The 22,276-nt window shown below is 52.1% G+C and carries 24 protein-coding genes and 1 pseudogene; 9 read left to right on the top strand and 16 right to left on the bottom strand.

The features are described from left to right. Positions 1-4: 4 nt before the first annotated feature. Positions 5-1,173 (bottom strand): IS3 family transposase gene (locus tag PW844_RS20890; protein WP_299455953.1). Its coding sequence is split into 2 segments (ribosomal slippage): positions 5-924 and positions 924-1,173, totalling 1,170 coding nucleotides; the frame shifts between segments, so codons are not numbered across the junction. A 616-nt stretch (positions 1,174-1,789) separates the two neighbouring features. Here PW844_RS20890 and PW844_RS20885 point away from each other — a divergent pair. Genes PW844_RS20885 through PW844_RS20870 form a run of 4 tightly spaced genes read left to right on the top strand, consistent with a single transcriptional unit; the run spans position 1,790 to position 3,646 of the window. Next, positions 1,790-2,746 carry a plasmid segregation protein ParM gene (locus PW844_RS20885; RefSeq protein WP_299455951.1) on the top strand — a complete coding sequence of 319 codons (957 nt, stop codon included), beginning with the start codon at positions 1,790-1,792 and terminating at the stop codon, positions 2,744-2,746. Between the two features lie 4 nt (positions 2,747-2,750). After that, positions 2,751-3,119, top strand: coding sequence for a plasmid partitioning/stability family protein (locus PW844_RS20880; protein ID WP_299455949.1), 369 nt, complete (start codon positions 2,751-2,753; stop codon positions 3,117-3,119). A gap of 23 nt (positions 3,120-3,142) precedes the next feature. After that, complete coding sequence (locus PW844_RS20875) at positions 3,143-3,382, top strand: hypothetical protein (RefSeq protein ID WP_299455947.1); 240 nt, start codon at positions 3,143-3,145, stop codon at positions 3,380-3,382. Between the two features lie 27 nt (positions 3,383-3,409). Beyond that, positions 3,410-3,646 (top strand): hypothetical protein, encoded by a 237-nt coding sequence (locus PW844_RS20870; protein ID WP_299455945.1) that lies wholly within the window; start codon positions 3,410-3,412, stop codon positions 3,644-3,646. A gap of 43 nt (positions 3,647-3,689) precedes the next feature. Here the strand turns inward: PW844_RS20870 and umuC are convergent, their stop codons facing one another. Next, entirely contained in the window at positions 3,690-4,784 is a 1,095-nt protein-coding gene (gene umuC, locus PW844_RS20865; protein WP_299455965.1) for a translesion error-prone DNA polymerase V subunit UmuC, read from the bottom strand. Between the two features lie 272 nt (positions 4,785-5,056). On the opposite strand from umuC, the gene PW844_RS20860 reads away from it, so the two are divergent. Both PW844_RS20860 and PW844_RS20855 read left to right on the top strand, forming a co-directional pair. Next, positions 5,057-5,620: a cytochrome b/b6 domain-containing protein gene (locus PW844_RS20860; RefSeq protein ID WP_299455963.1), complete on the top strand. Its 564-nt coding sequence runs from the start codon at positions 5,057-5,059 to the stop codon at positions 5,618-5,620. A 117-nt stretch (positions 5,621-5,737) separates the two neighbouring features. Continuing rightward, a complete protein-coding gene (locus tag PW844_RS20855) occupies positions 5,738-6,433 on the top strand; it encodes a VIT family protein (RefSeq protein WP_299455961.1) in 696 nt (231 codons plus the stop codon). Positions 6,434-6,586: 153 nt separating this feature from the next. Here PW844_RS20855 and PW844_RS20850 read toward each other — a convergent pair whose 3' ends face one another. Then, a complete protein-coding gene (locus tag PW844_RS20850; RefSeq protein WP_299455943.1) occupies positions 6,587-6,826 on the bottom strand; it encodes an ArsC/Spx/MgsR family protein in 240 nt (79 codons plus the stop codon). A 211-nt stretch (positions 6,827-7,037) separates the two neighbouring features. On the opposite strand from PW844_RS20850, the gene PW844_RS20845 reads away from it, so the two are divergent. Together PW844_RS20845 and arsH are read left to right on the top strand one after the other, a co-directional pair. After that, entirely contained in the window at positions 7,038-7,373 is a 336-nt protein-coding gene (locus PW844_RS20845) for a helix-turn-helix transcriptional regulator (RefSeq protein ID WP_299455941.1), read from the top strand. Next, a complete protein-coding gene (gene arsH, locus PW844_RS20840) occupies positions 7,370-8,092 on the top strand; it encodes an arsenical resistance protein ArsH (protein WP_299455939.1) in 723 nt (240 codons plus the stop codon). Before PW844_RS20845 ends, arsH begins: the two co-directional genes overlap by 4 nt. 42 nt (positions 8,093-8,134) lie before the next feature. Here the strand turns inward: arsH and arsC are convergent, their stop codons facing one another. The 13 genes and pseudogenes from arsC to PW844_RS20775 form a co-directional block, all read right to left on the bottom strand. Then, positions 8,135-8,563: a glutaredoxin-dependent arsenate reductase gene (gene arsC, locus PW844_RS20835; protein ID WP_299455937.1), complete on the bottom strand. Its 429-nt coding sequence runs from the start codon at positions 8,561-8,563 to the stop codon at positions 8,135-8,137. 47 nt (positions 8,564-8,610) lie between these two features. After that, entirely contained in the window at positions 8,611-9,894 is a 1,284-nt protein-coding gene (locus PW844_RS20830) for an arsenic transporter (RefSeq protein WP_299455935.1), read from the bottom strand. Positions 9,895-9,965: 71 nt separating this feature from the next. Beyond that, positions 9,966-10,319, bottom strand: coding sequence for a metalloregulator ArsR/SmtB family transcription factor (locus PW844_RS20825; RefSeq protein ID WP_299455933.1), 354 nt, complete (start codon positions 10,317-10,319; stop codon positions 9,966-9,968). Positions 10,320-10,505: 186 nt separating this feature from the next. Continuing rightward, positions 10,506-12,629, bottom strand: coding sequence for a tyrosine-type recombinase/integrase (locus PW844_RS20820; RefSeq protein WP_299455931.1), 2,124 nt, complete (start codon positions 12,627-12,629; stop codon positions 10,506-10,508). A gap of 1 nt (position 12,630) precedes the next feature. Then, positions 12,631-13,614, bottom strand: coding sequence for a tyrosine-type recombinase/integrase (locus PW844_RS20815; RefSeq protein ID WP_299455929.1), 984 nt, complete (start codon positions 13,612-13,614; stop codon positions 12,631-12,633). Between the two features lie 73 nt (positions 13,615-13,687). Next, positions 13,688-13,915, bottom strand: a pseudogene (locus PW844_RS20810) (DNA polymerase V subunit UmuC); the annotation flags it as partial. An 8-nt stretch (positions 13,916-13,923) separates the two neighbouring features. Continuing rightward, complete coding sequence (gene umuD / locus PW844_RS20805) at positions 13,924-14,424, bottom strand: translesion error-prone DNA polymerase V autoproteolytic subunit (RefSeq protein ID WP_299455928.1); 501 nt, start codon at positions 14,422-14,424, stop codon at positions 13,924-13,926. A 278-nt stretch (positions 14,425-14,702) separates the two neighbouring features. Next, entirely contained in the window at positions 14,703-14,918 is a 216-nt protein-coding gene (locus PW844_RS20800) for a YdgH/BhsA/McbA-like domain containing protein (protein ID WP_299455926.1), read from the bottom strand. A gap of 1,555 nt (positions 14,919-16,473) precedes the next feature. Continuing rightward, positions 16,474-16,659, bottom strand: a complete 186-nt coding sequence (locus tag PW844_RS20795; RefSeq protein WP_299455924.1) for a tautomerase family protein — start codon at positions 16,657-16,659, stop codon at positions 16,474-16,476. A gap of 45 nt (positions 16,660-16,704) precedes the next feature. Next, the gene (locus PW844_RS20790; RefSeq protein ID WP_299455922.1) at positions 16,705-17,544 is read right to left on the bottom strand and encodes a hypothetical protein; all 840 of its coding nucleotides are present in this window, start codon (positions 17,542-17,544) and stop codon (positions 16,705-16,707) included. A 77-nt stretch (positions 17,545-17,621) separates the two neighbouring features. After that, positions 17,622-18,965 carry an MFS transporter gene (locus PW844_RS20785; protein ID WP_299455920.1) on the bottom strand — a complete coding sequence of 448 codons (1,344 nt, stop codon included), beginning with the start codon at positions 18,963-18,965 and terminating at the stop codon, positions 17,622-17,624. An 85-nt stretch (positions 18,966-19,050) separates the two neighbouring features. Continuing rightward, a complete protein-coding gene (locus PW844_RS20780) occupies positions 19,051-19,896 on the bottom strand; it encodes a fumarylacetoacetate hydrolase family protein (protein ID WP_299455918.1) in 846 nt (281 codons plus the stop codon). A 76-nt stretch (positions 19,897-19,972) separates the two neighbouring features. Then, on the bottom strand, positions 19,973-21,136 hold the full coding sequence (locus tag PW844_RS20775; protein ID WP_048297292.1) for a mandelate racemase/muconate lactonizing enzyme family protein: 1,164 nt from the start codon (positions 21,134-21,136) through the stop codon (positions 19,973-19,975). A gap of 182 nt (positions 21,137-21,318) precedes the next feature. Here PW844_RS20775 and PW844_RS20770 point away from each other — a divergent pair, with 182 nt between their 5' ends. Beyond that, on the top strand, positions 21,319-22,245 hold the full coding sequence (locus tag PW844_RS20770) for a LysR family transcriptional regulator (RefSeq protein ID WP_299455909.1): 927 nt from the start codon (positions 21,319-21,321) through the stop codon (positions 22,243-22,245). The last annotated feature ends 31 nt before the right edge of the window (positions 22,246-22,276 follow it).

Below are 22,276 nucleotides of genomic sequence, written 5' to 3'. Positions count from 1 at the left end.
GTGGTCAACTAAAACTGGCCACCGTTTTAGAGTTTTTCCAGTATCGATTTTCCGATTCGTTTGGTGGTAACCCACCGTTATATTCGTGTGGCCTGAGCGCACTGTAATATCCAACGATATAGTCTGTTATTGCGTGGGCTGCATCGCTGAAGCTTATGTAACCCGTCACCGGTATCCACTCATTCTTCAGGCTCCGAAAGAAGCGTTCCATTGGGCTATTATCCCAGCAGTTCCCACGCCGGCTCATACTCTGCTTGATCCGGTATCTCCACAGTAACTGCCGGTATTGTCTGCTCGTATAATGACTGCCCTGATCGCTATGGAACATTACTCCGGCTGGCATGCCGCGAGTTTCCCATGCCATTTCCAGCGCTTTCATGGTGAGTCTGCTGTCTGGCGAGAACGACATTGCCCAGCCCACCGGTTTCCTCGCGAACAGGTCAAGAACAACAGCGAGGTACGCCCAGCGTTTACCTGTCCAGATATACGTCACGTCGCCGCACCATACCTGATTTGGATCTGTCACTGCGAACTGCCGTTCAAGGTGATTAGGGATAGCAACATGTTCATGACCGCCACGCTTATATCGGTGAGTTGGCTGCTGGCAGCTGATCAGCCCCAGCTCTTTCATAAGTCTGCCTGCAAGCCAGCGTCCCATCTGATAGCCTTTCTGGGTTGCCATCGTGGCGATGCTCCTTGCCCCGGCAGAACCGTGGCTGATGCCGTGCAGCTCCAGTACCTGGCTTCGTAAGACAGCCCGCCTGCCGTCTGGTTTTTTAGGACGGTTTTCCCAGTATTTGTAGCTGCTGCGATGAACCCCAAACACGTAGCAGAGAGAGGCCACTGGATAACGCGCCCTGAGTTTCCCGATTAGCGAGAACTGTTCAGGGAGTCTGACATCAAGAGCGCGGTAGCCTTTTTTAATATTTCATTTTCCATTTCAATACGTTGTAGTTTTTTCTTTAGCTCACGTATTTCGATTTGTTCCGGTGTTATCGGAGAGGCTTTTGGCGTTTTGCCCTGCCGTTCGTCCCGCAATTGTCTGACCCATCGGGTCATTGTTGAAAGTCCAATATCCATGGCTTTGGCAGCTTCAGCAACGGTGTAGTTCTGATCAACAACCAGCTGAGCGGATTCACGTTTGAACTCCGCGCTGAAATTTCTTTTTTTCATTAAGGCACCTGTGTTGTTCTGAGGCGAGCATATCACCTCTGTTCAGGTGGCCAAATTCAGTAAACCACTACATATGGCCGGTGTATCGAAGAAAACCCACATCAGCTAAAGAAACCCGCTAAGGCGGTTTTTTTGTGCTTATTCTCAGTAATATCACTCTCATTATGCAATTCATTAAGACTTCAAAATGAATACACATGTATTAAATTTGTAGTTCTTTATTGCTCCTGAGGATAACTATTCAACATCGGTTTCCCAGTCAATGAGTTGACTGCCAGCTTTCTTTCAATAGCACACAACACTTTCAGATTGCTTTCTGTCGCCCTCACTGCGTTCGGTTGTCCAACGGCGGCCCCGACACCAGAACAAGTTCTGCCGTCTCCCGCCGTTCTTCCCTCATTCAATTCAGTGAGCATCCACCCTGATGGTGTTGGCCACGCATATATCGCCACTACCGTGATGTACCCAGGCATCAAATCCAGCCCTAATCAGAATCATAAATTGAGCACTAATTGAGATTTTTATGAGATAAATATGAGAATAACCATTGATGGGGGACTTCGCGTTTTGTATATTTATCTCAAATAGTTCTCAATTTGAGGTTAAGGAGAGGGTTGTGAAGATTTTTATCGATGACGGTTCAACCAATATCAAGCTGGCCTGGAAAGAAGGGGAGAAAGTACGTACTTCTCTCAGCCCGAACAGCTTTAAACGTGAGTGGTCTGTATCTTTCGGCGAAAAGGCAGCTTACAACTACGCGATGAATGACGAGCATTATTCATTTGATCCCATTTCACCGGATGCGGTGATCACCACGAATATTGCATGGCAGTACAGCGATGTGAATGTAGTGGCCGTGCATCATGCTTTGCTGATGGCAGGGATCCCGCCCTGTGAAGTTGATATCACGGTCACATTACCGCTGACCGAGTATTACGACCATAGTAACCAGCCCAATACGGTAAATATTGAACGAAAGAGGCAAAGTCTGCTCCGGCCGGTTAAAGCAAATCATGGGGAAGTTTTCTCGGTCAGAAGTGTGAAGGTTAGACCGGAATCCATTCCTGCCGGTTTTGAGATACTGAGTAAACTGGACCCTCTGGACTCTCTGCTCATTATCGATCTGGGGGGAACTACGCTTGATATTTCACAGGTACGCGGCCGGATGAGCGGTATTTCCCGTATTTACGGAGACGCGACTATCGGAGTATCACTGATGACGGGGGCGGTGGCTGATGCTCTGCGGAACGCCGGAACACGCGGCAGCAGCTATCTGGCCGATGACATTATTATTCACCGCACAGATGCAGATTATCTGCAAAATCGTATTAATGATGTTTCCCGTGTCAGCCTGGTGAAAGATACACTGAATGAATCCTGTAACCGCCTGATTCATCGTGTGATCAGCGCTGTCAGTTCGTTTGAAGGCTTTACGCATGTTATGGTTATCGGCGGTGGCGCAGAAATAATTGCAGATGCAGTGCGTATGCATTGCAGTGTGCGGCCGGAGCGCTTTTATAAAACAGAGTCATCCCAGTTCGATTTAGTCCTCGGGATGCTTGCTATCGGATAAAGAGATGGACACCCGCAGGAAAATCCAGTTTTACATCAACCCGAAGTCCAGTCCGGGTGAAGAGTTTGCTGATGCCTTTACAGAAAGCACGCAGCAGGGGGAGCGTGGCCGCCTATGGAAGGCTGCGATGCTGAGCGGGTTTGCGCTGCAACGTATAGACCCCCGATTGCCGTTCCTTCTGTCAGAGCTGCTGAGTGAGAAAACGACAGCGGAGGAAGTGCTGCAGGTGATCAGAGCCGTCAGTCCGAAAAATCTTTCGGCTGAACAGGCCTCTGCTTCTGCTCAGACACCGGAGGTCGAATGTCCTCCGGTGCAACCTGATGCGGCGGATGAAACCCGGAACAATGCAAAACAAATGTTTGGTTCGGACTGAGAACCCTGTGCCGTGGAGAGCCAATGAATAAAGCACTGTTTATGACCGCCGGCTTTCTGGGCTTTAAGACCCTGACCGGCAAGGACCGAAAGAGCACGGCAGAGTGGGGATTTCTTCTCAGTGCCCTGTTTATCGTGCCGCTGTTTTTTCTTCATGAAGCCAGCGAACTGGTGAAAATCACCTTACAGGTTTTCTGGGGGGCTTTTGTGGCACGGTCGATGTTTCTGTCTGATGGGACCTGGAAAAAAAATAAACAACGCTGAAAATGGCACGAAGAATGGAGTTCAGTGATGAGCATGCAGGAATTTGTGAAAGCAGCGCGGTTAAGAACCGGTGAGATACGTCTTACTGAGGTGACGCAGTCGCTGAGTCGTTTTGGCTCACCGCCACGGCAACGGCCTGCCTACAAAGACTGGATTTCGCGGCTGAAACGGGGAGAGAAACTGCCGCGTGGAAGATATTTCAGAGGTAAGAAACCGGGACGTCTTCCGTTAGTCATGGATGAGTTCTGGAACTTCATGCAATAGAGGGTAGAGGGCTGGGGCTTCAGCCCCTGCACGGCAGACCTTTTCAACGTACATGAGCCACCGGGATTTCATTCCAGCGTGTGGTATAGCCGGGGCTCAGCATCTCCCGTTTCATTTTCCATTCTGTATCCATTCCCTGTCCGGCAAACCAGACCTTCCCCAGTCCCGACTGGTTAATACCATCCAGCACTTTCATCAATTGCGGGCTTTTCGGCCGTGGCTGATTATCATCAAACAGATTCAGCTGGGTGACGCCATGAGGCGTAAAGTCATCGAGCATGACTCCGGCCTTCATGTAGCGGTGGCCATCGACCCAGATGCGATCGAGCGCGCGCAATACCACGGCAGTTATGTCCCGGGTGTCCTGTGTCGGCAGCGTCAGTTTCTCACAGGCGCTGTTCCCGTAAAATATCTCATCGGTGGCGTGCGGTGAGGTCCGGATAAATACACTGATATGCCGACAGTACTGGCGTTCCCCCCGCAACTTCTCGGCTGCCCGGGCTGCGTACTGACAGAGCGCCTGTGTCATGGCGAGCTTTGTTGTTACCCGGCTGCCAAAACTGCGGCTGCAAACTATCTGCTGTTTTGATGGCGGGAGTTCTTCCAGTGGAATACAGGATTCGCCGTTGAGTTCACGCACGGTTCGCTCCAGGACGACGGAAAAATTTTTCCGGATAAAGGCCGGATGAGTTCGCGCCAGTTCCAGTGCGGTCCGGATACCGAGCAGATTCAGCTTTTTGCCGATACGGCGCCCGACTCCCCAGATTTCTTCCACCGGTTGGCGGGAGAGAAGGGTAGCTGTGCGTTTCGGATTATCCGGTGTCAGAGCGAGGACACCGCGGAACTGCTTCCACTCCTTACTTGCCCATTGAGCCGATTTTGCCAGCGTTTTCGTCGGGCCCATGCCTACGCCGATAGTCAGTCCGGTCGTGGCCAGCACATTTTCGCGCAACCGACGGCCGAAGTGCTCGAAATCCTCGCAGGCATTGATACCGGTCAGGTCGAGGAACATTTCATCGATTGAATACTGCTCTACGCGTGGCGTCATTTCCTCCAGAGCTGTCATCACACGCTGGCTGAGGCTGTGGTTTATGTGGAATGGAAATTCCAGTATCTGGATTGTCCCATCGCAGCAAATGCAACATTTGGAAGTATCAATTCATGCGAGGTTTTTGTTAGAGAATGTATTAGTACTCTGTGGGATAGAGTAGGGGGTACCAGCATGAAATTACGTTCGCCCGTAACTTAATAAAGCTAAGCCGGTAAATCATGTCAGAGTTTCCGTAACCCTTTATTGATAGCAACGAAAATCATTATCATCTTGTTTTTTTTTGTAATATTATCCACGTTAAGGATATTTTAATCTGGCGGACAGAAAATAGACTCAATGACTCTATTTATGGTGACATGATGAAAAACAAAATTATGGCATTGCTCCCTCATGATTATGCACCCTTTTTTCGTGCTCTTCATATCTCAGTTGCGTTGCTGATTTTATCCCAGATTATCAATTCCAATTTAACTGAACGTGAGGCTTTGAGTGGTTACGGCCTTGAGTCACTGGTGACCTGGTTCCATATTGTTTCTGGGTTTGTGTTAGTTTTACTCGGGTTGACACTTCTTGTATGGATGCTGACGCAGCGTGGTTTCAGGTGGTACTTCGCCTGGGTGGCGCTGGATTTTAAGGGTATCAAAGGCGATTTGATGCAGCTCGCCCGATTTAAATTACCTGAAGCCACAAAAGGAGGTATCGCCGCCACCATTCAGGGCCTTGGGGTGGTATCACTGCTTGCGGTTGCTGTGTCCGGTGGTATGTGGTTTATATTCAACAGCCTACCAGGTTTACCCGCAGATACAGCTGGAAGCTATATCCACTGGCACAAATTCCTGACGACCTTTATCGAAATCTATTTTTACGCCCACGGTGCTATGGGCATTCTTCATATGCTACTGGCAGGGAAAAATAACGTTTAGCACGACTTTTTCGATACCCAGGCTAATAAGCGTTTGATGGTTGATGCCTATTTATTTGAAAAAAATCACGGCAGTAATCAATTTATATTCCCGTCACTCTTCATGAAGAGGTTAACTATGCGGCATGATGAATCGCATAAAGTTCTCCGGTCTAATGTCCTTCGTGCCGCTGTTATGGGAGCTAATGACGGTATTGTCTCGACTGCCAGTATTCTTACCGGGGTGGCAGCAGGCGGTAGCAGTTATCATGGTGTCTTACTTACGGGTATTGCGGGTGTTGTTGCCGGTGCGATGGCTATGGCTACCGGTGAGTATGTCTCCGTCTCATCACAGGCGGATACTGAACAGGCGGCGCTTGCTGAGGAGCAGCGCGAACTTGATCACAATTATCCTGGCGAAGTGCATGAACTTACTGCCATTTATGTACTCAGGGGACTTGATACCTGTCTGGCCCGGCAGGTATCGCTGGCATTGATGAAACACAATGCACTCGATGCGCATGCACGCGATGAACTGGGTATTACGGAATTCAGTACCGCCAGACCCTTGCAGGCGGCGCTGTTTTCTGCCGGAAGTTTTATATCAGGTGCGCTTGTGCCTCTGGGGTCTGTAATGCTCACCTCTGGGGTAATAAGCATTTCTTCTATCGTCATTACCGCCATGTTATCTCTCGCATTACTGGGGGCTCTTGCTGCCAAAGCGGGCGGAGCACCTGCTATCAGAAGTGTGATGCGTGTGAGTTTCTGGAGCAGCCTGGCAATGGCTGCTTCTGGACTCACTGGCAGTCTTTTCAGTCATTTCACCTGGTTATGAATGGCTAATTTTATACAGACGGTATTTATGTTGCGCGGCTCAGCTGATTTATCCTCTCTGTGAGGAGCGTTGATCCGACGTATCGCTGACCATTTCATCACCTTCTTTTGTGAACGGTCCTTTCTGCTGGTCAGGCAGGATGTCCAGCGCAACTCAGGAAAGGTGGCAAAGCTTTATTCCCATTGGCGTCACTACTATCGAGCGATTGATCTGTATCGGGTGAGCCAGCATGGCATCCAGCAATTGTTCATCTGAAAAGCTGTTCCTGGCGAGGCACAGTTGTTCACAGGGTTCAGTGTTTGTACGCAGTAGCGCCCATACTCTGGTTTCCATCGCTTCAGTCAGCGCCCGCAGGGCTTCACGCGTCGGCGGTGTTACAAGGTAATGAATCACCGCAGGTTCCGCCCGCTGTTACGGAAAGGGTACGCAGCTAAGTGCTATCAATCCCTTAGACGGCAATTTAAAAATGGATTCTTGTGTATCTATTGGCCGCCTTGAGCGATTACCGTGCGTTTACCAGATTGATTACTTAACAACATGGGGACTTTATTTGACTGGAATTATATTTCCATTATTCTGGAAATATAGATTTAAGGGGAGTTTTATGGACCTGAATACGGCGGCCAGCGCGTTAAAAGAGCTTGGCCATCCTACGAGACTGGCCGTTTACAAAACGCTGGTTAAGGCAGGGCACGGCGGGCTGTCGGTCGGCGATTTACAGAAGCAGCTGGACATACCGGCATCCACGCTGAGTCATCACCTTTCCGCGCTGATGTCTGTCGGGCTCATCCGCCAGAATCGTCAGGGGCGCACACTGTTTTGCCTGCCACAGTATGAACATCTGGAGCAGCTGCTGGCCTTTCTCGTCGAGGAGTGCTGCAGTGGAGAAGGCGGATGTGGCCTCAGCCTGCCAACCCAGTTAACCGAGAGAACAGAATGAATCTGACGGATATGTCGCTACCCAATATCGATGCTGGCCTGTTTGATGCACCGATTACAACCGCAAAACTGGCCGCTGACGAGCCTGTCCACGCACCGCGCATACTGATGCTCTACGGTTCAGTGCGTGAACGCTCTTTCAGCCGGTTCGCCACGGAAGAAGCTGCCCGACTGCTGACTGCGATGGGCGCAGAGGTCAGGATTTTTAACCCATCCGGGTTGCCACTTCCCGATGACGCCCCCGAAACGCATCCAAAAGTTGCTGAACTGCGTGAACTGGTATTGTGGTCTGAAGGCATGGTGTGGTGTTCACCAGAGCGCCACGGCGCAATGACCGGCGTGATGAAAGCGCAGATTGACTGGATCCCGCTCTCAACAGGCGCAGTTCGGCCTTCACAGGGCAAAACGCTGGCGGTGATGCAGGTCAGCGGCGGCTCTCAGTCATTTAACGCTGTTAACCAGATGCGTATTCTGGGACGCTGGATGCGCATGATCACCATTCCTAACCAGTCATCGGTTGCAAAAGCCTGGGCGGAGTTCGATGAAGCAGGACGGATGAAGCCGTCGGCATATTACGAGCGCATCGTGGACGTAATGGAGGAACTGATGAAGTTCACCGTGCTGACGCGCGGACGCAGCGAATATCTGACCGATCGCTACAGCGAGAGAAAGGAGAGCGCGGAGCAGCTCTCAGCCAGGGTTAACCAGCGCAGTATCTGAAAAAACCGGCGAAACGCCGGTTTTTCTTTTCATGTTGCCTGATTACTGGCTGACGCGTTTACCGTCCGCGCCAATCACTACTTCGCCATCCTCCTTGGTGAACGGACCTTTCTGCGGATCAGGCAGAATGTCCAGAACGACTTCGGAAGGGCGGCAAAGCTTCGTTCCCAGAGGCGTCACCACTATCGGACGATTGATCAGAATCGGGTGAGCCAGCATGGCATCCAGCAGCTGTTCATCAGAAAAGCTGTCGCTGGCGAGGCCCAGTTGTTCATAGGGGTCAGTGTTTTTACGCAGCAGCGCCCGCACTCCTGTTCCCATCGCTTCAGTCAGCGCCTGAAGAGTTTCACGCGTCGGCGGAGTTTCAAGGTAATGAATCACGGTAGGCTCTGCACCGCTGTTACGGATTAGCGCCAGCGTATTACGCGAGGTGCCGCAGGCGGGATTGTGATAAATGGTGATGTCAGACATGGTAAAACCTCGTGTAGTGGGGCTGCATACGCCGCCCCGGATTATCATCACACAGACAGGCGCAGCGCGAGCGCTGCAAGCGTAACGGTCAGTACCGGCAGCGTCATGACGATGCCGGCCCGGAAGTAGTAGTCCCAGCTGATGCGGATGTTTTTCTGTGACAGTACGTGTAACCACAGCAGCGTTGCCAGACTGCCAATCGGCGTGATTTTCGGTCCAAGATCGCAGCCGATGATGTTGGCGTAAATCATTGCCTCACGCACGACACCCTGCGCAGCGCTGGCATCAATGGAAAGTGCGCCAATCAGCACCGTTGGCATGTTGTTCATGACTGATGAGAGGAGGGCGGTGAGATATCCGGTTCCCATCGCTGCGCCCCATACACCGGAAGTGGAAAAATCGTTAAGCAGCCTGGGCAGATATTCCGTCAGTCCGGCATTACGCAGTCCGTAGACCACCAGATACATGCCAAGTGAAAACACCACTATCTGCCAGGGTGCGTTGCGCAGCACTCTGCGGGTATCGATTACATGGCCGCGCCGTGCGACCAGCCAGAGGATCAGCGCACCAATGGCCGCAACAAGACTGACCGGCACGCCGAGCGGCTCCAGAGCAAAGAAGCCTGCCAGCATCAGAACGAGGACCACCCATCCGGCACGGAAGGTGCTGATATCACGAATGGCCTCATGCGGCATTCTGAGTTTAGCCTCATCATACTGCGCGGGGATCTCCCTGCGGAAAAACAGGTGCAGCATGGCGAGAGTCGCCAGCACTGAAGCGATATTGACCGGCACCATGACCGAAGCGTAATCGCTGAATCCCAGATGGAAAAAGTCAGCTGAGACGATATTGACCAGGTTAGACACGATTAGCGGCAGGCTTGACGTATCAGCGATAAATCCCGCCGCCATCACGAACGCCAGCGTTGCCCCCCGGCTGAATCCGAGTGCCAGCAGCATGGCTATCACGATAGGCGTCATTATCAGCGCCGCGCCATCATTAGCAAACAGCGCTGCTACCGCCGCTCCCAGCAATACAATACAGGTGAAAAGCAGCTTTCCGCTGCCGCCGCCCCAGCGCGCAACATGCAGTGCCGCCCACTCAAAAAACCCTGATTCATCCAGCAGCAGGCTGATGATGATCACCGCAATAAACGTGGCCGTTGCGTTCCAGACTATCTGCCAGACCACGGGAATATCACCTATATGAACCACGCCGGTTGCCAGCGCCAGCACGGCTCCGGCAACTGCGCTCCATCCGATACTGAGCCCGCGTGGCTGCCAGATAACGAATATCAATGTAAGAATAAAAATTGCGCCTGCCAGCAGCATGCTTCCTCCGTTTATAAGTATTAAAAGCCCTAAAACACATTCGATAATTCGAATGTGTTTAGCTAAATTTTTTACAGGCAGACAGCCCTACCGTTAGTTGTGGCATGGTCCAGCTGTGAATGATCGGCCATGTCACGAATTTCGTCACGCTGACTCAGCCACGCCTGTTCGATGACAGAAGCCGCCCACACTGGCATCTGTGGTGACAGGCGATAGTGAATCCATTTTCCATCGCGGCGGTCGCTGAGTAATTCGCTTGATCGGAGCATTGCAAGGTGGCGGGAAATTTTAGGCTGAGGAAGTTTCAGTGCCCCTGAGAGTTCACACACGCAGAGCTCACCCTTTTCTTTCAGCAAGAGCACCATTGTCAGGCGCGTTTCGTCCGAAAGGTTTTTGAACAGTTGTAGTGGTGTCAGAGTTGGCATTTTAGTCCCGATTGTGGAAAGCCAAATGGGCAGTTGAAAAATGATAGAACAAAAACACATTCGTTAAAAGAGATGTGTTATGTGCGTCGGGTTATCATTCTCACCCCTTCAACAATGTGGACGGTTTAGTGTTTAATCATTCAATATAGAGCGGATCATGCGTGCAGCCGACACATTGCAGTTCATTTACTTAAAGGGTTTAACGATTAATTTCTCCAGGGCTTGATCTAACTTTACCGCATCCTGCTCAACGATAGATTTTTCATCAGGTGTAAGTGGTACTTCCTCAAGGTAACGTCTGACAGAGGCTTTGCTTTCCAGTATCAGTCCGCGCGCGCTCTGTTTGAGCAGGTTAAAATCGCAGCCAATGCAGGCCATCCGGTGCTGACAGCTGCTCCAGAAGGGGTTCGTGCAGTATGACTCGCCTAAATCATAATACGTCGCGGGTCCGGTCAGGCTGGCGGCTTCCGGATCGTGGTCAATCAGCACACTAATCATGTGTGCGACCCTGTCTGCTTTAACGAACGAGGCGGCCAACTGAGTCGGGCGGATGCGCAGATAATGCATGGTGGACTGAGGCGTTGCATGTCCCGTCCACTGCATGAGTTCGTACAGCGACATGCCCTGCGGTACGCTCGCCAGCGCGGTCACCGCTGAGGCCCGTCCCCGGTGGCTGGTTATCGTTCCGCCGCTGTCCTGTAAAGGCACGCCCGCGCGTGCGCAGAGCATCGGTATCACCGTGCGGTTGAGGATCGCGCTACCGGCAGGCTTACCGCGGTACTGAAACAGAAACCGGACTTTTTCACCGGTTCGCTCGTCAGCAAGCATAGCCTGTTCTGCCGGACGTTCGTCCAGCCAGAGATCGACGTATTTTTTCACCACGACCGCCACCGGTTTCACAAAGGCTTTAGAGGTTTTCCCGGCCGGGATATGCAGGTAGCACAGGGTGCCGGCCGGGATGATGCTGCCATCCTCCTTCACAATATCGTCCGCCTGCGGCGCGATACACCCCGTGGCCAGTCGGAGCAGTTCACTCTTCCTCAGCCCGGCATGGGTCCAGACAACGGCCATCGCCTGCAGCATGGCAAGCGGATAGTGTATTTCAGTGAGCAGGTCTTCCTGACGCAGATTCAGGCTGGCCCAGATGAGCTTCAGCCAGACCGGGTCGTCGATAACCCTGGGATTGACGCCGCGCCTGAACAGGGGCGTGTCCGGCGTCGAAAGATGACGTGCCGGGCTGAAGCGCAGGCGCCCCCAGCCCCAGTTTTCGTAATCAATCATAAAACGGCGCAGCGAATAGATAAAATTCGCCCTGGAGTGCGGCATCATGGGCTCGCCGGATCGCATTGACTTCCGGGTCCCCCTTTCCGTGCCCAGCTGAAGCTCATCCACGTTCATCCGGCCAACCGTCGCGATGAAGCTGGCGCAGGTTTCCATGGTCCAGTCCGCCGGTTCCCGTACTTCCGGATGCTCACGGGCCAGCCAGAGACCACAGCGCAGCGCAAAGCTGTACTGGGTTTCGCGGGTGCGCGGTCTGAGCACTGACGTTTCCCGCCAGCGCCGGCACCAGCGCACCCCGGCCGGATCTATTCCCTCCACCGGCTTTTCGTACCATTTTGTATAGTTTCGCATCCGCATCGGGGCGCTGATAATGCCCAGCGCGGCGAGTGCGTGTGAAACGCGGCCGACATACCGGGAGGTCCCTGCTTCCATCCCGGACTGGACCTGCCACAGCAGTTCCGGCGTAAATGTCTCCAGCCGCGGATCCCTGTTTACGATCATCAGGGTGGCCAGTATGCCTGAGACATGATTTTTCTGGCTGGCCGGGGCATAACCCAGCGACGTCAGCGTATCCGTCAGCCGTTGCAACTCGTGGTAATAAAAAGTCTGGCCGAAAATGGCGGCAGCGTAGAGGGCCGGTTTGCGGATATCGGGCAGGCTGAGCGGGTCATGAAAGCCTGCCAGATGCCAGGCAAAGGCGGCCATTAACGGACGGCCCTCCCGGACTTCACGGCAGAGCGTCAGCCAGCGTTCCTGCGTCCAGCACCAGCAGGGCGTGCCGGCTGCATGCATCTCGCGCACCAGCCTGGCTATCACCAGCTCGGCGATTTTGCCGCTGCAACCGCTTCCGGCGGCAATATCCGTCAGTGGCCTGATGAGGTCAGGCAGAGGCTTCATCTTTAGCATCCCGGACCGGCCGTGAGGGCTGGCCAGCGCCGTCCGTTCATCGGAGTTCAGTGACGTCTCAAGCCGGTAAGCCGTCATGTCGAGGGGACGCCAGCGGCTTTCAGTCTGTGTGTGCGGGATCATGTTATTTCTCCTGGCTGAAAATGAGGTTCGCCATCCTGATATCTGCCATCTCAATCGCACCGGCCATCCTGGCAGCAAGATCGCGGCCCGACAGGTGGATATAAATCTGGGTGGTCGCCGGATCCCGGTGTCCTGCGTAGGTCGCAAGTTCGTGCAGCTTCCAGCCCGCGCGGGCCAGATGCGTCAGTCGCAGGTGCCGGAAGGTATGGGTGGAGATGTCCGGCATCCTGGAATCCAGCGCCCATTTCCGCACCGTTTTGCTCCAGGTCCAGAATGAAAGCGGCGCGCCCTGATTCCGGTCGGATGCGGAACGGAACAGGGCTCCCCGGGTAATTCCGTTCCGCTTCATCTGCATGAGATGGGCCGCCAGCACGGGCGTGACGGCCGGGCTGTAACAGACAATCCGCTCACGACGGCTCTTGGTGGTTTCTGCCCGGATGCGGATAAGACGGTGCGCAAAGTCTAAGTCTTCGATACTCAGCGAGGTGACTTCAGACCGCCGCAGCGCACCATAGTAGGTTAATGTCAGCATCAGGCGGTCACGCAGCGGGGAAGCGGCGGCGTGAAAGAGAAAAGACTGCCACTCTGCGTCGTCAGGAATGCGCGGCAGCTTGACGACGCGGGGAACCAGTCCCCGGCCGGAATTCAGCATGCCGGGCGTGCCGGATCGGGGCAGCGGATTGACCGTGCAGAGGTCCAGGTACATGAGAAAGTCATACCAGAGGCGGATTGCAGACAGGCGAAGCTGAAGCGTGGCGCTGGCCGCAGGAAAAGGCATGCCGGGCAGCTGCGGGCTGATGTACGCGGCCAGGTCTTCAAACCGGGCCTGTTCAGGTTCGATACTGCGCTGGCTGCAGAACGCAAAATAATGGCGGAGGGCACCGCGGTAGGCGGAAAGTGTGGCCTGCGCCCGGCCCAGATCGGATAACAGTTTCAGCCAGCGCTCTGCCAGCAACAGGACGTGTTCATTCGGTGGGATCAGCATTGCATTCACCTCTGTCAGCAGTTGTGCTGCTCAAAGTTTACTCAGCTAATGTTGCATTCCACTTAACTTACTAAAGCGCATAATTAGAACTAAATACATGAACTTTCTCAGGAAAATCCCGATTTTTTATCTGGAACCAGGGTGCAGCCATAGGAATGCCTATTTTTTTCGCGGATGCGTTGCGTGCGATCACACAGCCGTCGTTATTTGACAGGACGATCACCGGTTTACCGCGGAGGTCAGGCCTGAAAATCGCCTCGCAGGAAGCATAAAAGCTGTTAACGTCGGCCAGTCCAAACATAGGCATGATTACCTCCGGCGGGCCCGGGTACTGTGAAAGAACCAGGTGACTACGCCCATCAGCTGCAGCGATTCTGGATAAATCACAGGATAGGCTCTGTTCATTGGCAGCAGTGCCAGTACTGGATGCAGCTGCAGGCGTTTGACGGTGAACTCACCGTTCACTTCAGCAATAACAATGGCACCGTGGGTTGCTTCTTCAGCCCGATCAACGATCATGACATCCCCGTCAAAAAGCCCCAGTTCCTCCATACTGTTACCGCTTGCCCGGACAAAATAAGTGGCTGCGGGACGGTGAATGCAAAGCTCATTAAGGTCTAGCTCCGATTCAACAAAATCGGCGGCCGGGCTGGGAAAACCGGCAGCACAGGTATCGGCAAAGAAGGGGATGGCCAGCCGGATCCGGTTTTCTGCCAGCTGCAGAATTTTAAGGTCAGGAGCGTCTGTATGGCGAGCGGGCACGTGTTCCGTAGCCCCTTGTTCTTCCCTGCCTCTGGCTGTGCGATGCATTGTATCTACCTCAAAATAACTACTGTTTATGCGTACAGTGTTATTTAACTTCAGAGGAATGACAAGAGGTGTCTGCATGTTTAAAGGAACTAACGGTTCAGGTACCTGACTCCCGGGCTATTTTTTCTCTAAATGATGTCGCTTCGCTCCTCTTCGTCCCGGCACAAAGGCCCTGTGCCGGAAAAACAGGGTGAGTGATGCGATTTCAGAGGAGCTTAGATGCGAAAAAGGCCGCCCATAGGGCGACCTCTTCCGGCACTTCCTTTTGCGACCATCCGTTATTTGTACAGTTCAGCAGTCATGTGCACACGGTTATTGGTGTTAGCTTCGGTGATTTTATACTGGTCACCATGCTGCGCGGCCTGAGCGGCGATCTGAGCTTCTGCTCCATCAAGCGTATCAGCGGTAACAGAAATGCTTTGAGCGAAGCTGGCTGCTGACATCAGAGAAAGAGCGGCTGCGGCGGCGATGGTCATTGCTTTAATGGTTTTCATGGTCTTGTTCCTTAGTTTGTATGGTGGAAAGCGTGTTTGCTTTCGATGTGATAATGATAACTATAGTAACTATTATCATGTTAACAATAAATGCTGGTATTGTGATCGTGCTAACTATCACGCTAATAGGAAGTACCTATAGACAGCATTCACCCACACCTTCCCAACCTCACCTGATGCCGGGCAGTCTTGCTGAACATTTTTGCTCACCTGCTGCAGGTCTGTTGTGGCGGCACGGCGCAGATGTCTGCAACGTTCTCCCGCACCACCCTGCGTTGGTCACATCTGGATTACGGATGATTTTGAGGATACGGCCACGGAGCTGACCACGCTCGCGCTCGCCGATGCCACCCCTGATGCTGATATCAGTTTTCGCTGGTACTTCCTGTGGCACTGCGCTGGCACTGTTCTGGCAGTGCGGGAGGAAAAGGGATGAACGCATAGCTGGTTACCTTTCTGGCAGAGTGGCAGGGCACATATTCAGAGGAACACTTGCTTATCCGGTCACCGCGCGCAACTGACAGCTACCGTGTTAAGTTCCGTGCCTGTCGCTGAACGTTATGATGAACACCCCCCTAAGCGTCAGCAGCAAGCTGCCGCCGCCAAGGCCCCGGAAATCACGCCCTTTACGTCGCAAGCGCCGTAAAGCCCGCTCACCGGGGTTAAAAGGGGTTACATAAACTTCTTCATTGCTGAAAGTTGGTTTGGGCTAATCAGGGCAGGGGATGGATTCGTAGTATATATCGGTCAGAAACCGGCTACGCCGGGCATTCGGCGCCGATTGGCTTCTGAGTCATAAGTTACATGATCTGGCGCCTCCATGCCGCTCACGCGGCATTCAAGGGCAGGCTGCGCACTGCTCGCCCGCCTGATCCGCATCGAGTAAGTATTACATGATGTCCGCTGTGTGCCAGATAGAGTCATTCGAACCCTGAGGGTTACACTTTTAAGTGATTCAGGGTATCAGGCACACTCTATTACCGGAATGGATTCAATCTTGCGTAAAATTCATTCATAGCTCACAATGAATGACCGTTCATTCATTTATTGTGCGTATCATCCGATGTTTAGCAGCAACGTTTCTGAAGATCAACCCGGACACGCTTGTTCTTTACCTGACTGTCTGGGTTGTCGATACAAATAAAATAATAAAGCACATGGCAATGCTATTAGATTTCTTTGGCGGTTTCATGGCGTTCTCTATAGCAATTAATGTTATTTTCGCCCGGGGAAATAGCTCATTACTGAATATCAGACATAGTGGTCAACATGAAAATTCAATCGGCTTCTCAAAAATTTCAATTGCTCTTTCTGACTGTAAGGATGAACTGCACAACAAAGATTACTATTATACATAACCAAGGACAGGCCAGAACGGTAGCCCAAAAATGTTAAGATGGACAGATGTCGGGGGAGGGGGGTAATGCTATATCAACTTTATACTGGATAGCCAAAAAAAATGGAAAAGTTATGCACAATCAAAGTAATCTTCACGTTAATTCAAACTGCCACGGCGTTAACGTATTAATCTTCCGCAGCAGATTTGGATTTCGAGTCACTCTTCGCTGAACAATTTTCCACCGCGAGATTTGTTATCTCTGGGAGTCTCGTTCAGAGAAATGACAATGTATTCATCCTTCACGTCCAGGCTTTTCTTGACTGCGATAAAAACTTCTTGCATAAGTTTTTCTTTTTGCTTTTTGTCACGCCCGGCAGCAAGATTAATAACTATTTCTGGCATATTTTTTTCCTAAAATGAGTTAGATTTGGTTTAAATCTTTAGCAGTTAAGCCTCAGTGAGCAACGCATGTTCACTCACTTGACTGAGCTTCTCAGTATCAATTTCCGTTGTAAAACCATAATGTTCAACTTCTGCGATATACTTTAGCGACTTTTCAATCAGATGCTTCATATTTATACTTCCCGGTACAGCCAGTTCTCTGCCAGTCAGACCAAAACGTGTCACGCCTTCGCCAGCAGCTGCGCAGGTATTTTGTGCAGCTCGCCCGGTCGCATCGCTCAGATGAAGGGTAACAGTCAGGTGGGGATAGTCCTGCCGCAGACGGCGACACAGCGCAGACATTTCTGCCGGCGAAGCAGAACCCGATGAATCGCGAAGCGTAACGCCGTCTAGTCCCTGCAGACAGAAGTAGTCGATAAGCTGTAGTACTAAGCCATCGTTCATTTTGCCTTCAAAAGGACAGCCGAACACGGTCGAGAGTTGCAAATCGGTTACGATCCCGCCGCTTTTAAGCACTGCCGCCGCCGCCTGCAACTGCCGGAACGATTCCGTGCGACTGATACCAAACCGGCGGACATTCATGGTTTCACTGACCGACATAACCAGTGAGGCATTGCTTATTTCGTTAGCTATCGCAAACCCGGCCCCTGCTTCGTCATTTATTGTGATGCAGTACTCAGTACGTGAGAGTTTTCTGGTGTTCCGAACAGCGAACACTGTTGCACCTTTTTCTTCTTCATTCGCACCAGAGAGATAGGCACCAAGATTGAGCATTGAAAATCCACAGGATCCAATAGCCTGATTAATTCTGACCTGCTCTTCCCGCCGGAGTACGTGCCCGGTGCCTGTATATGCCGCCAAAGACTCTCTGATATATAACCTCACATCGCACTCCTGATTAATAAACGTCCCTGATTATAAAAATGTCTGCCTGCCCCATGCGCAGGGGCAGGTTCTGCGTTTTATTCCCGCGCGGAAATCGTCCTGCGGGAAGAAGCCCGGAATGCCTGCCTGATGTCCCAGACGCTCTCCTCACGCCCCACGGCCAGGGCAAACAGTATGCCCCCCACGACTGAGAACAGACCCAGCACGCTCCATGCGAGCGTCATGTCAGTACCGCCCCCCAGATGCTTCAGGTAGCCGGCAACAAGCGGTCCGCCAAACTGACCAATAAAGTTGCTGCATGCACCTACAAATGCCACCGCAGGGACCGCTTTCTTTGTCGGGAGGATTTCCGTCAACCGGACGTAAACCAGCGGCACAAGCATCTTCATTGTCAGGCCGACAAACATGAACAGGGCTATCTGCACCCAGTAATAAGACAGCGGAACAAAGGCTGCGGCTGACAACGCGATACCGCACAACACGGTGGGAATAGCGGCATGCAGCCGCCGTTCCTGGTTGTATTTATCTGACCGCCGGGTGATATACCAGATGCCCACCATGGTCATCAGGAAAGGCATTCCGCTGATCAGACCGACCATGAATTCAGTGAGCGTTCCATACCCCTTAAGTGCTGTCGGCAGCCAGAGCGTAAAGCCGTATACCAGCATGCTGTGCAGGGAATAGCCGATTAACATCAGCCAGAGTGCCGGTATTTTGAGAATGGTCCACCACGGGTCAGATTTCTCCTTCACATAGTTTGACTGCTCAGCCGCCAGGTCTTTCTGGATATGATCCCGGTCTTCGGCGCTGAGCCAGCTTGCAGACTGAATACTTTTAGGTACCAGATAAAACCAGATGATGCAGAACAGCCACGCGGGTGCCCCTTCAATGACCATCATCATGCGCCAGTCATGATGTGCCAGGATCCAGCCCGATATTGGACCGGCCAGAAACGCACCGGCCCCCAGGCTGAGGTTCCAGATACCAAAAGCGCGTCCCCTTTCTGGCTTCATAAACCACTGTGCCAGAAACATCGCCGTTGCTGCCTGAATCGGCCCTTCAGCAAGTCCCAGGAAGAAACGGATGGCAACCAGTTCACCAAAGTTACGCGTCAGACCCGTGAGCATGGCGCAGGCACCAAAAAGAAACAGGCTGACGCCAATTATTCTTCGCGATCCAAAGCGAAGCGCCAGCCAGCCAGCGGTAAACTGCGTCGCCACGTAGCCCCATGCAAATGCACCGCCAAGCCAGCCAGCTTCTACCGGGCTGAGCCCCATCTCGGCCGTAATATGGGGCAGCGCCATGCCTATATTCACGCGGTCAAAGAAAGAAATGGTATACATGATAAACACGGCCGGGAGTATTATTGTCCAGCGTTTTTTCCCGATAAGCGTATTACCTTTAAGAGCATTATCACTCATGATAACTTCCTCATTTAGAACAGATGTAGGGGAGGAAATGCTGATTTCAGGTCCTTTTAAATATCAGTCAGATAAAATATTTTTATTATTTTGAAGCTGCAACGACGTAATTAGTCAGGCGACCGACTGACTCAATTTCAACCTCAATAACATCGCCGTCATTAAGAAATACCTGCGGATTACGTGAACGACCAACACCGCCTGGTGAGCCTGTCAAAATAACATCACCCGGGGACAGCTGTGTAAAGGTACTCATATAACTGATAATTTTGCTTATTGGATGAACCATATTAGCTGTACTGTCCTGCTGAACAATTTCACCATTAAGCCAGGTTTTTAGCTGAAGCTTTTGCGGATCGGGGACCTCATCACTCGTCACCAGCCAGGGACCGAACCCCCCTGTTTTGCTCCAGTTTTTGCCGGCAGTGAACCAGGTATGCTGCCAGTCACGCACGGAACCATCCATATAACAGGAATAGCCCGCTATGTATTCTGCAGCGTCCTGCTCAGCGATATTTAGGCCGGATTTTCCGATTATGATTACAAGCTCACCCTCATAATCGAGCTGATCGCTCAGCGCAGGTTTCACGATGTTGCCCAGATGAGCGGTCTGAGAATCTGAGAACCGGATGAATATGGTAGGCGCATCCGAAGTAATACTAAATTCAGTGCGTTTGGCCTGATAATTCATGCCGACGCAAAGTATTTTTCCCGGATTCTCAATAACAGGAAGGAAGGTAATATCAGAAAGCTGATAATCCGGCTCATAGCTGATATATTCGTCAGCTGCTGCGATCCCTTTTTCTCTGATAAAACTTTTCAAATCGGGAGTATCAATATCTGTCCGGCTTCTCAGGTCAATAACTCCCTCACCCTGTAAAATACCGTAACTTTTATATCCTTCAGGCGTCAGATAACTTAAAAGCTTCATACATTTTTCCCGCTACGCCCTTCCGCATCGCGGAAGGGCGTCATTAAATTAAGCAAGACGAGATGTCAGCAGAGACTTATTCAGCCAGCGCGCGCATTTCTTTGATGAGGTCTGATTTACCCTCAAAACCGATACCAGGCAGTTCCGGCATGATGATATGGCCATCTTCTACCTTCACCGAGTCAGGGAAACCGCCGTAAGGCTGGAACAGATCGGGATAGCTTTCATTGCCACCTAGGCCAAGGCCTGCGGCAATGTTCAGGGACATCTGATGACCACCGTGAGGGACACAGCGTGACGGTGACCAGCCAAACTGCTCAAGCACATCAAGCGTGCGCAGATATTCAACCAGACCATAAGACAGTGCGCAGTCAAACTGCAGATAGTCTCGGTCCGGGCGCATGCCGCCATAACGCAGCAGATTTCGCGCATCCTGATGGGAGAAAAGGTTTTCACCCGTGGCCATTGAGCCCGGATAGAACTCTGACAGCGCGGCCTGCAGGGAGTAATCCAGTGGGTCACCGACCTCTTCGTACCAGAACAGCGGGTAGTCACGCAGCATTTTCGCATAGGCAATACCGGTTTCCAGATCGAAGCGGCCATTGGCGTCAACGGCGAGACGCGCTTCGCTGCCAATTTCCTCCAAGACGGCCTCAATACGGCGACGGTCCTCTTCCAGAGACGCCCCACCGATTTTCATCTTCACCACGTTATAGCCGCGATTAAGATAGCCGCGCATCTCCTGGCGCAGCGCGCTCAGATCTTTACCCGGGTAATAGTAACCGCCCGCCGCGTAGACAAAAACACGCGGGTTAGCCTCAACGCCCTTCATTTCTGCCAGCAGGCGGAACAGCGGCTTGTTAGCAATTTTTGCGGTTGCATCCCAGATGGCCATGTCCAGCGTACCCACCGCAACTGAACGTTCGCCGTGACCGCCCGGTTTTTCGTTGCTCATCATGACGTCCCAGATCTTATGCGGATCCAGGTTGTCGCCTTTGGCGTTCAACAGGCTTTCTGGTTCGGCTTCGAGGATACGGTTGCGGAAGCGTTCACGGATCAGGCCGCCCTGACCGTAACGGCCGTTAGAGTTGAAGCCGTATCCCACTACGCGACGTCCGTCTACCTCAACGTCTGTCACAACGGCGACCAGGCTGGCCGTCATCTTGCTGAAATCGATGTAAGCGTTACGGATAGGGGAAGCAATAGGCTTGGTAATTTCTACAACGTCAAGGATACGCATGTTCTCTCCGGCAGTTTCCAGTCAAATACGATCTAACTAAATTTCCTACGCAATGTTTTATGTCATGCCGTATATTTATCGGCATAATGCACCAACGTAGTGTCTAGGGACCTTGTTGTCCTGTCTGATAACATCCTAAGCAGTTAACAAATTTCGTTCTAATGCCAAAGAGGCAGGCTGTAATGCAAAATCGGCATCATCTTGAGTTAACCTGGCTTGAGGACTGTGTTGCGCTGGCACAGTCCCTGAATTTCTCCCGTGCGGCAGCTTCACGATATGTGACGCAGCCAGCATTCAGCCGGAGGATTGTCTCGCTGGAAGAGTGGCTTGGAACGCCGCTTTTTGAAAGAAATCGTCGGGGCGTCAGCCTGACGCGCGCCGGGGAAGTATTTGTTACGCAGATTCCTGAACTTATTCGCGCGCTTTATACCCTGAGAAGTGAATCCATAGAGGCCGCAGGAGAAACCAGACCGGACGTTATTTTTTCCGCCACACACTCGCTGTCATTTTCTTTTTTCCCGACACTGATGCGTAATAACGAAAAAATCGCCCGCTTCGGTTCTTTTCGCCTGTTATCTGACACACTGAGTGCCTGTGAACGCATGATCGACAAAGGTGACGCGCAGTTTTTGCTTTGTTACTACCACCCTCATATGCACATCAATCTTGATCAGTCGAAATACCTCAGTGTCCGGCTTGGACGGGAAACTTTACTGCCTTATTCCAGATGCGATCCGGCAACCCGCGAGCCAATGTGGCATGCATCAGGCGGCAAAAAGTTTCCTTTCCTGTCCTATTCGGCGGAGTCCGGCCTTGGCCGGATCCTTTCCAACACTTCGCAGGTCAACCGTGCCAGACGCGGAATGGATATCGCATTTACTGCCGATCTGGCTGCAACATTACTGGCTATGGTCAGAGCCGGTGACGGTATCGCATGGTTGCCGGAAACGCTGGCAGCGCCGGATGTTGATGCCGGTTCCATTGCCGTTGCGGCAAAGAAAGAGAGCGCGCTCTGGGTACCAATAGACATCAGGCTTTTCCGCCCGGCAGCAAAGATGTCCCGCGCTGTAGAAGAGCTGTGGGAAATTTTTGTAGAGGACCAGATCTGATAAGCGGAAAATATTCAGGCATTTCTTACTG

The organism is Pantoea sp. (assembly GCF_028283705.1).
In the GTDB taxonomy this organism is placed as follows: Bacteria; Pseudomonadota; Gammaproteobacteria; order Enterobacterales; family Enterobacteriaceae; genus Pantoea.
The sequence above is the reverse complement of the archived record's forward strand: the minus strand, read 5'-3'. Positions and strand labels throughout refer to the sequence as shown.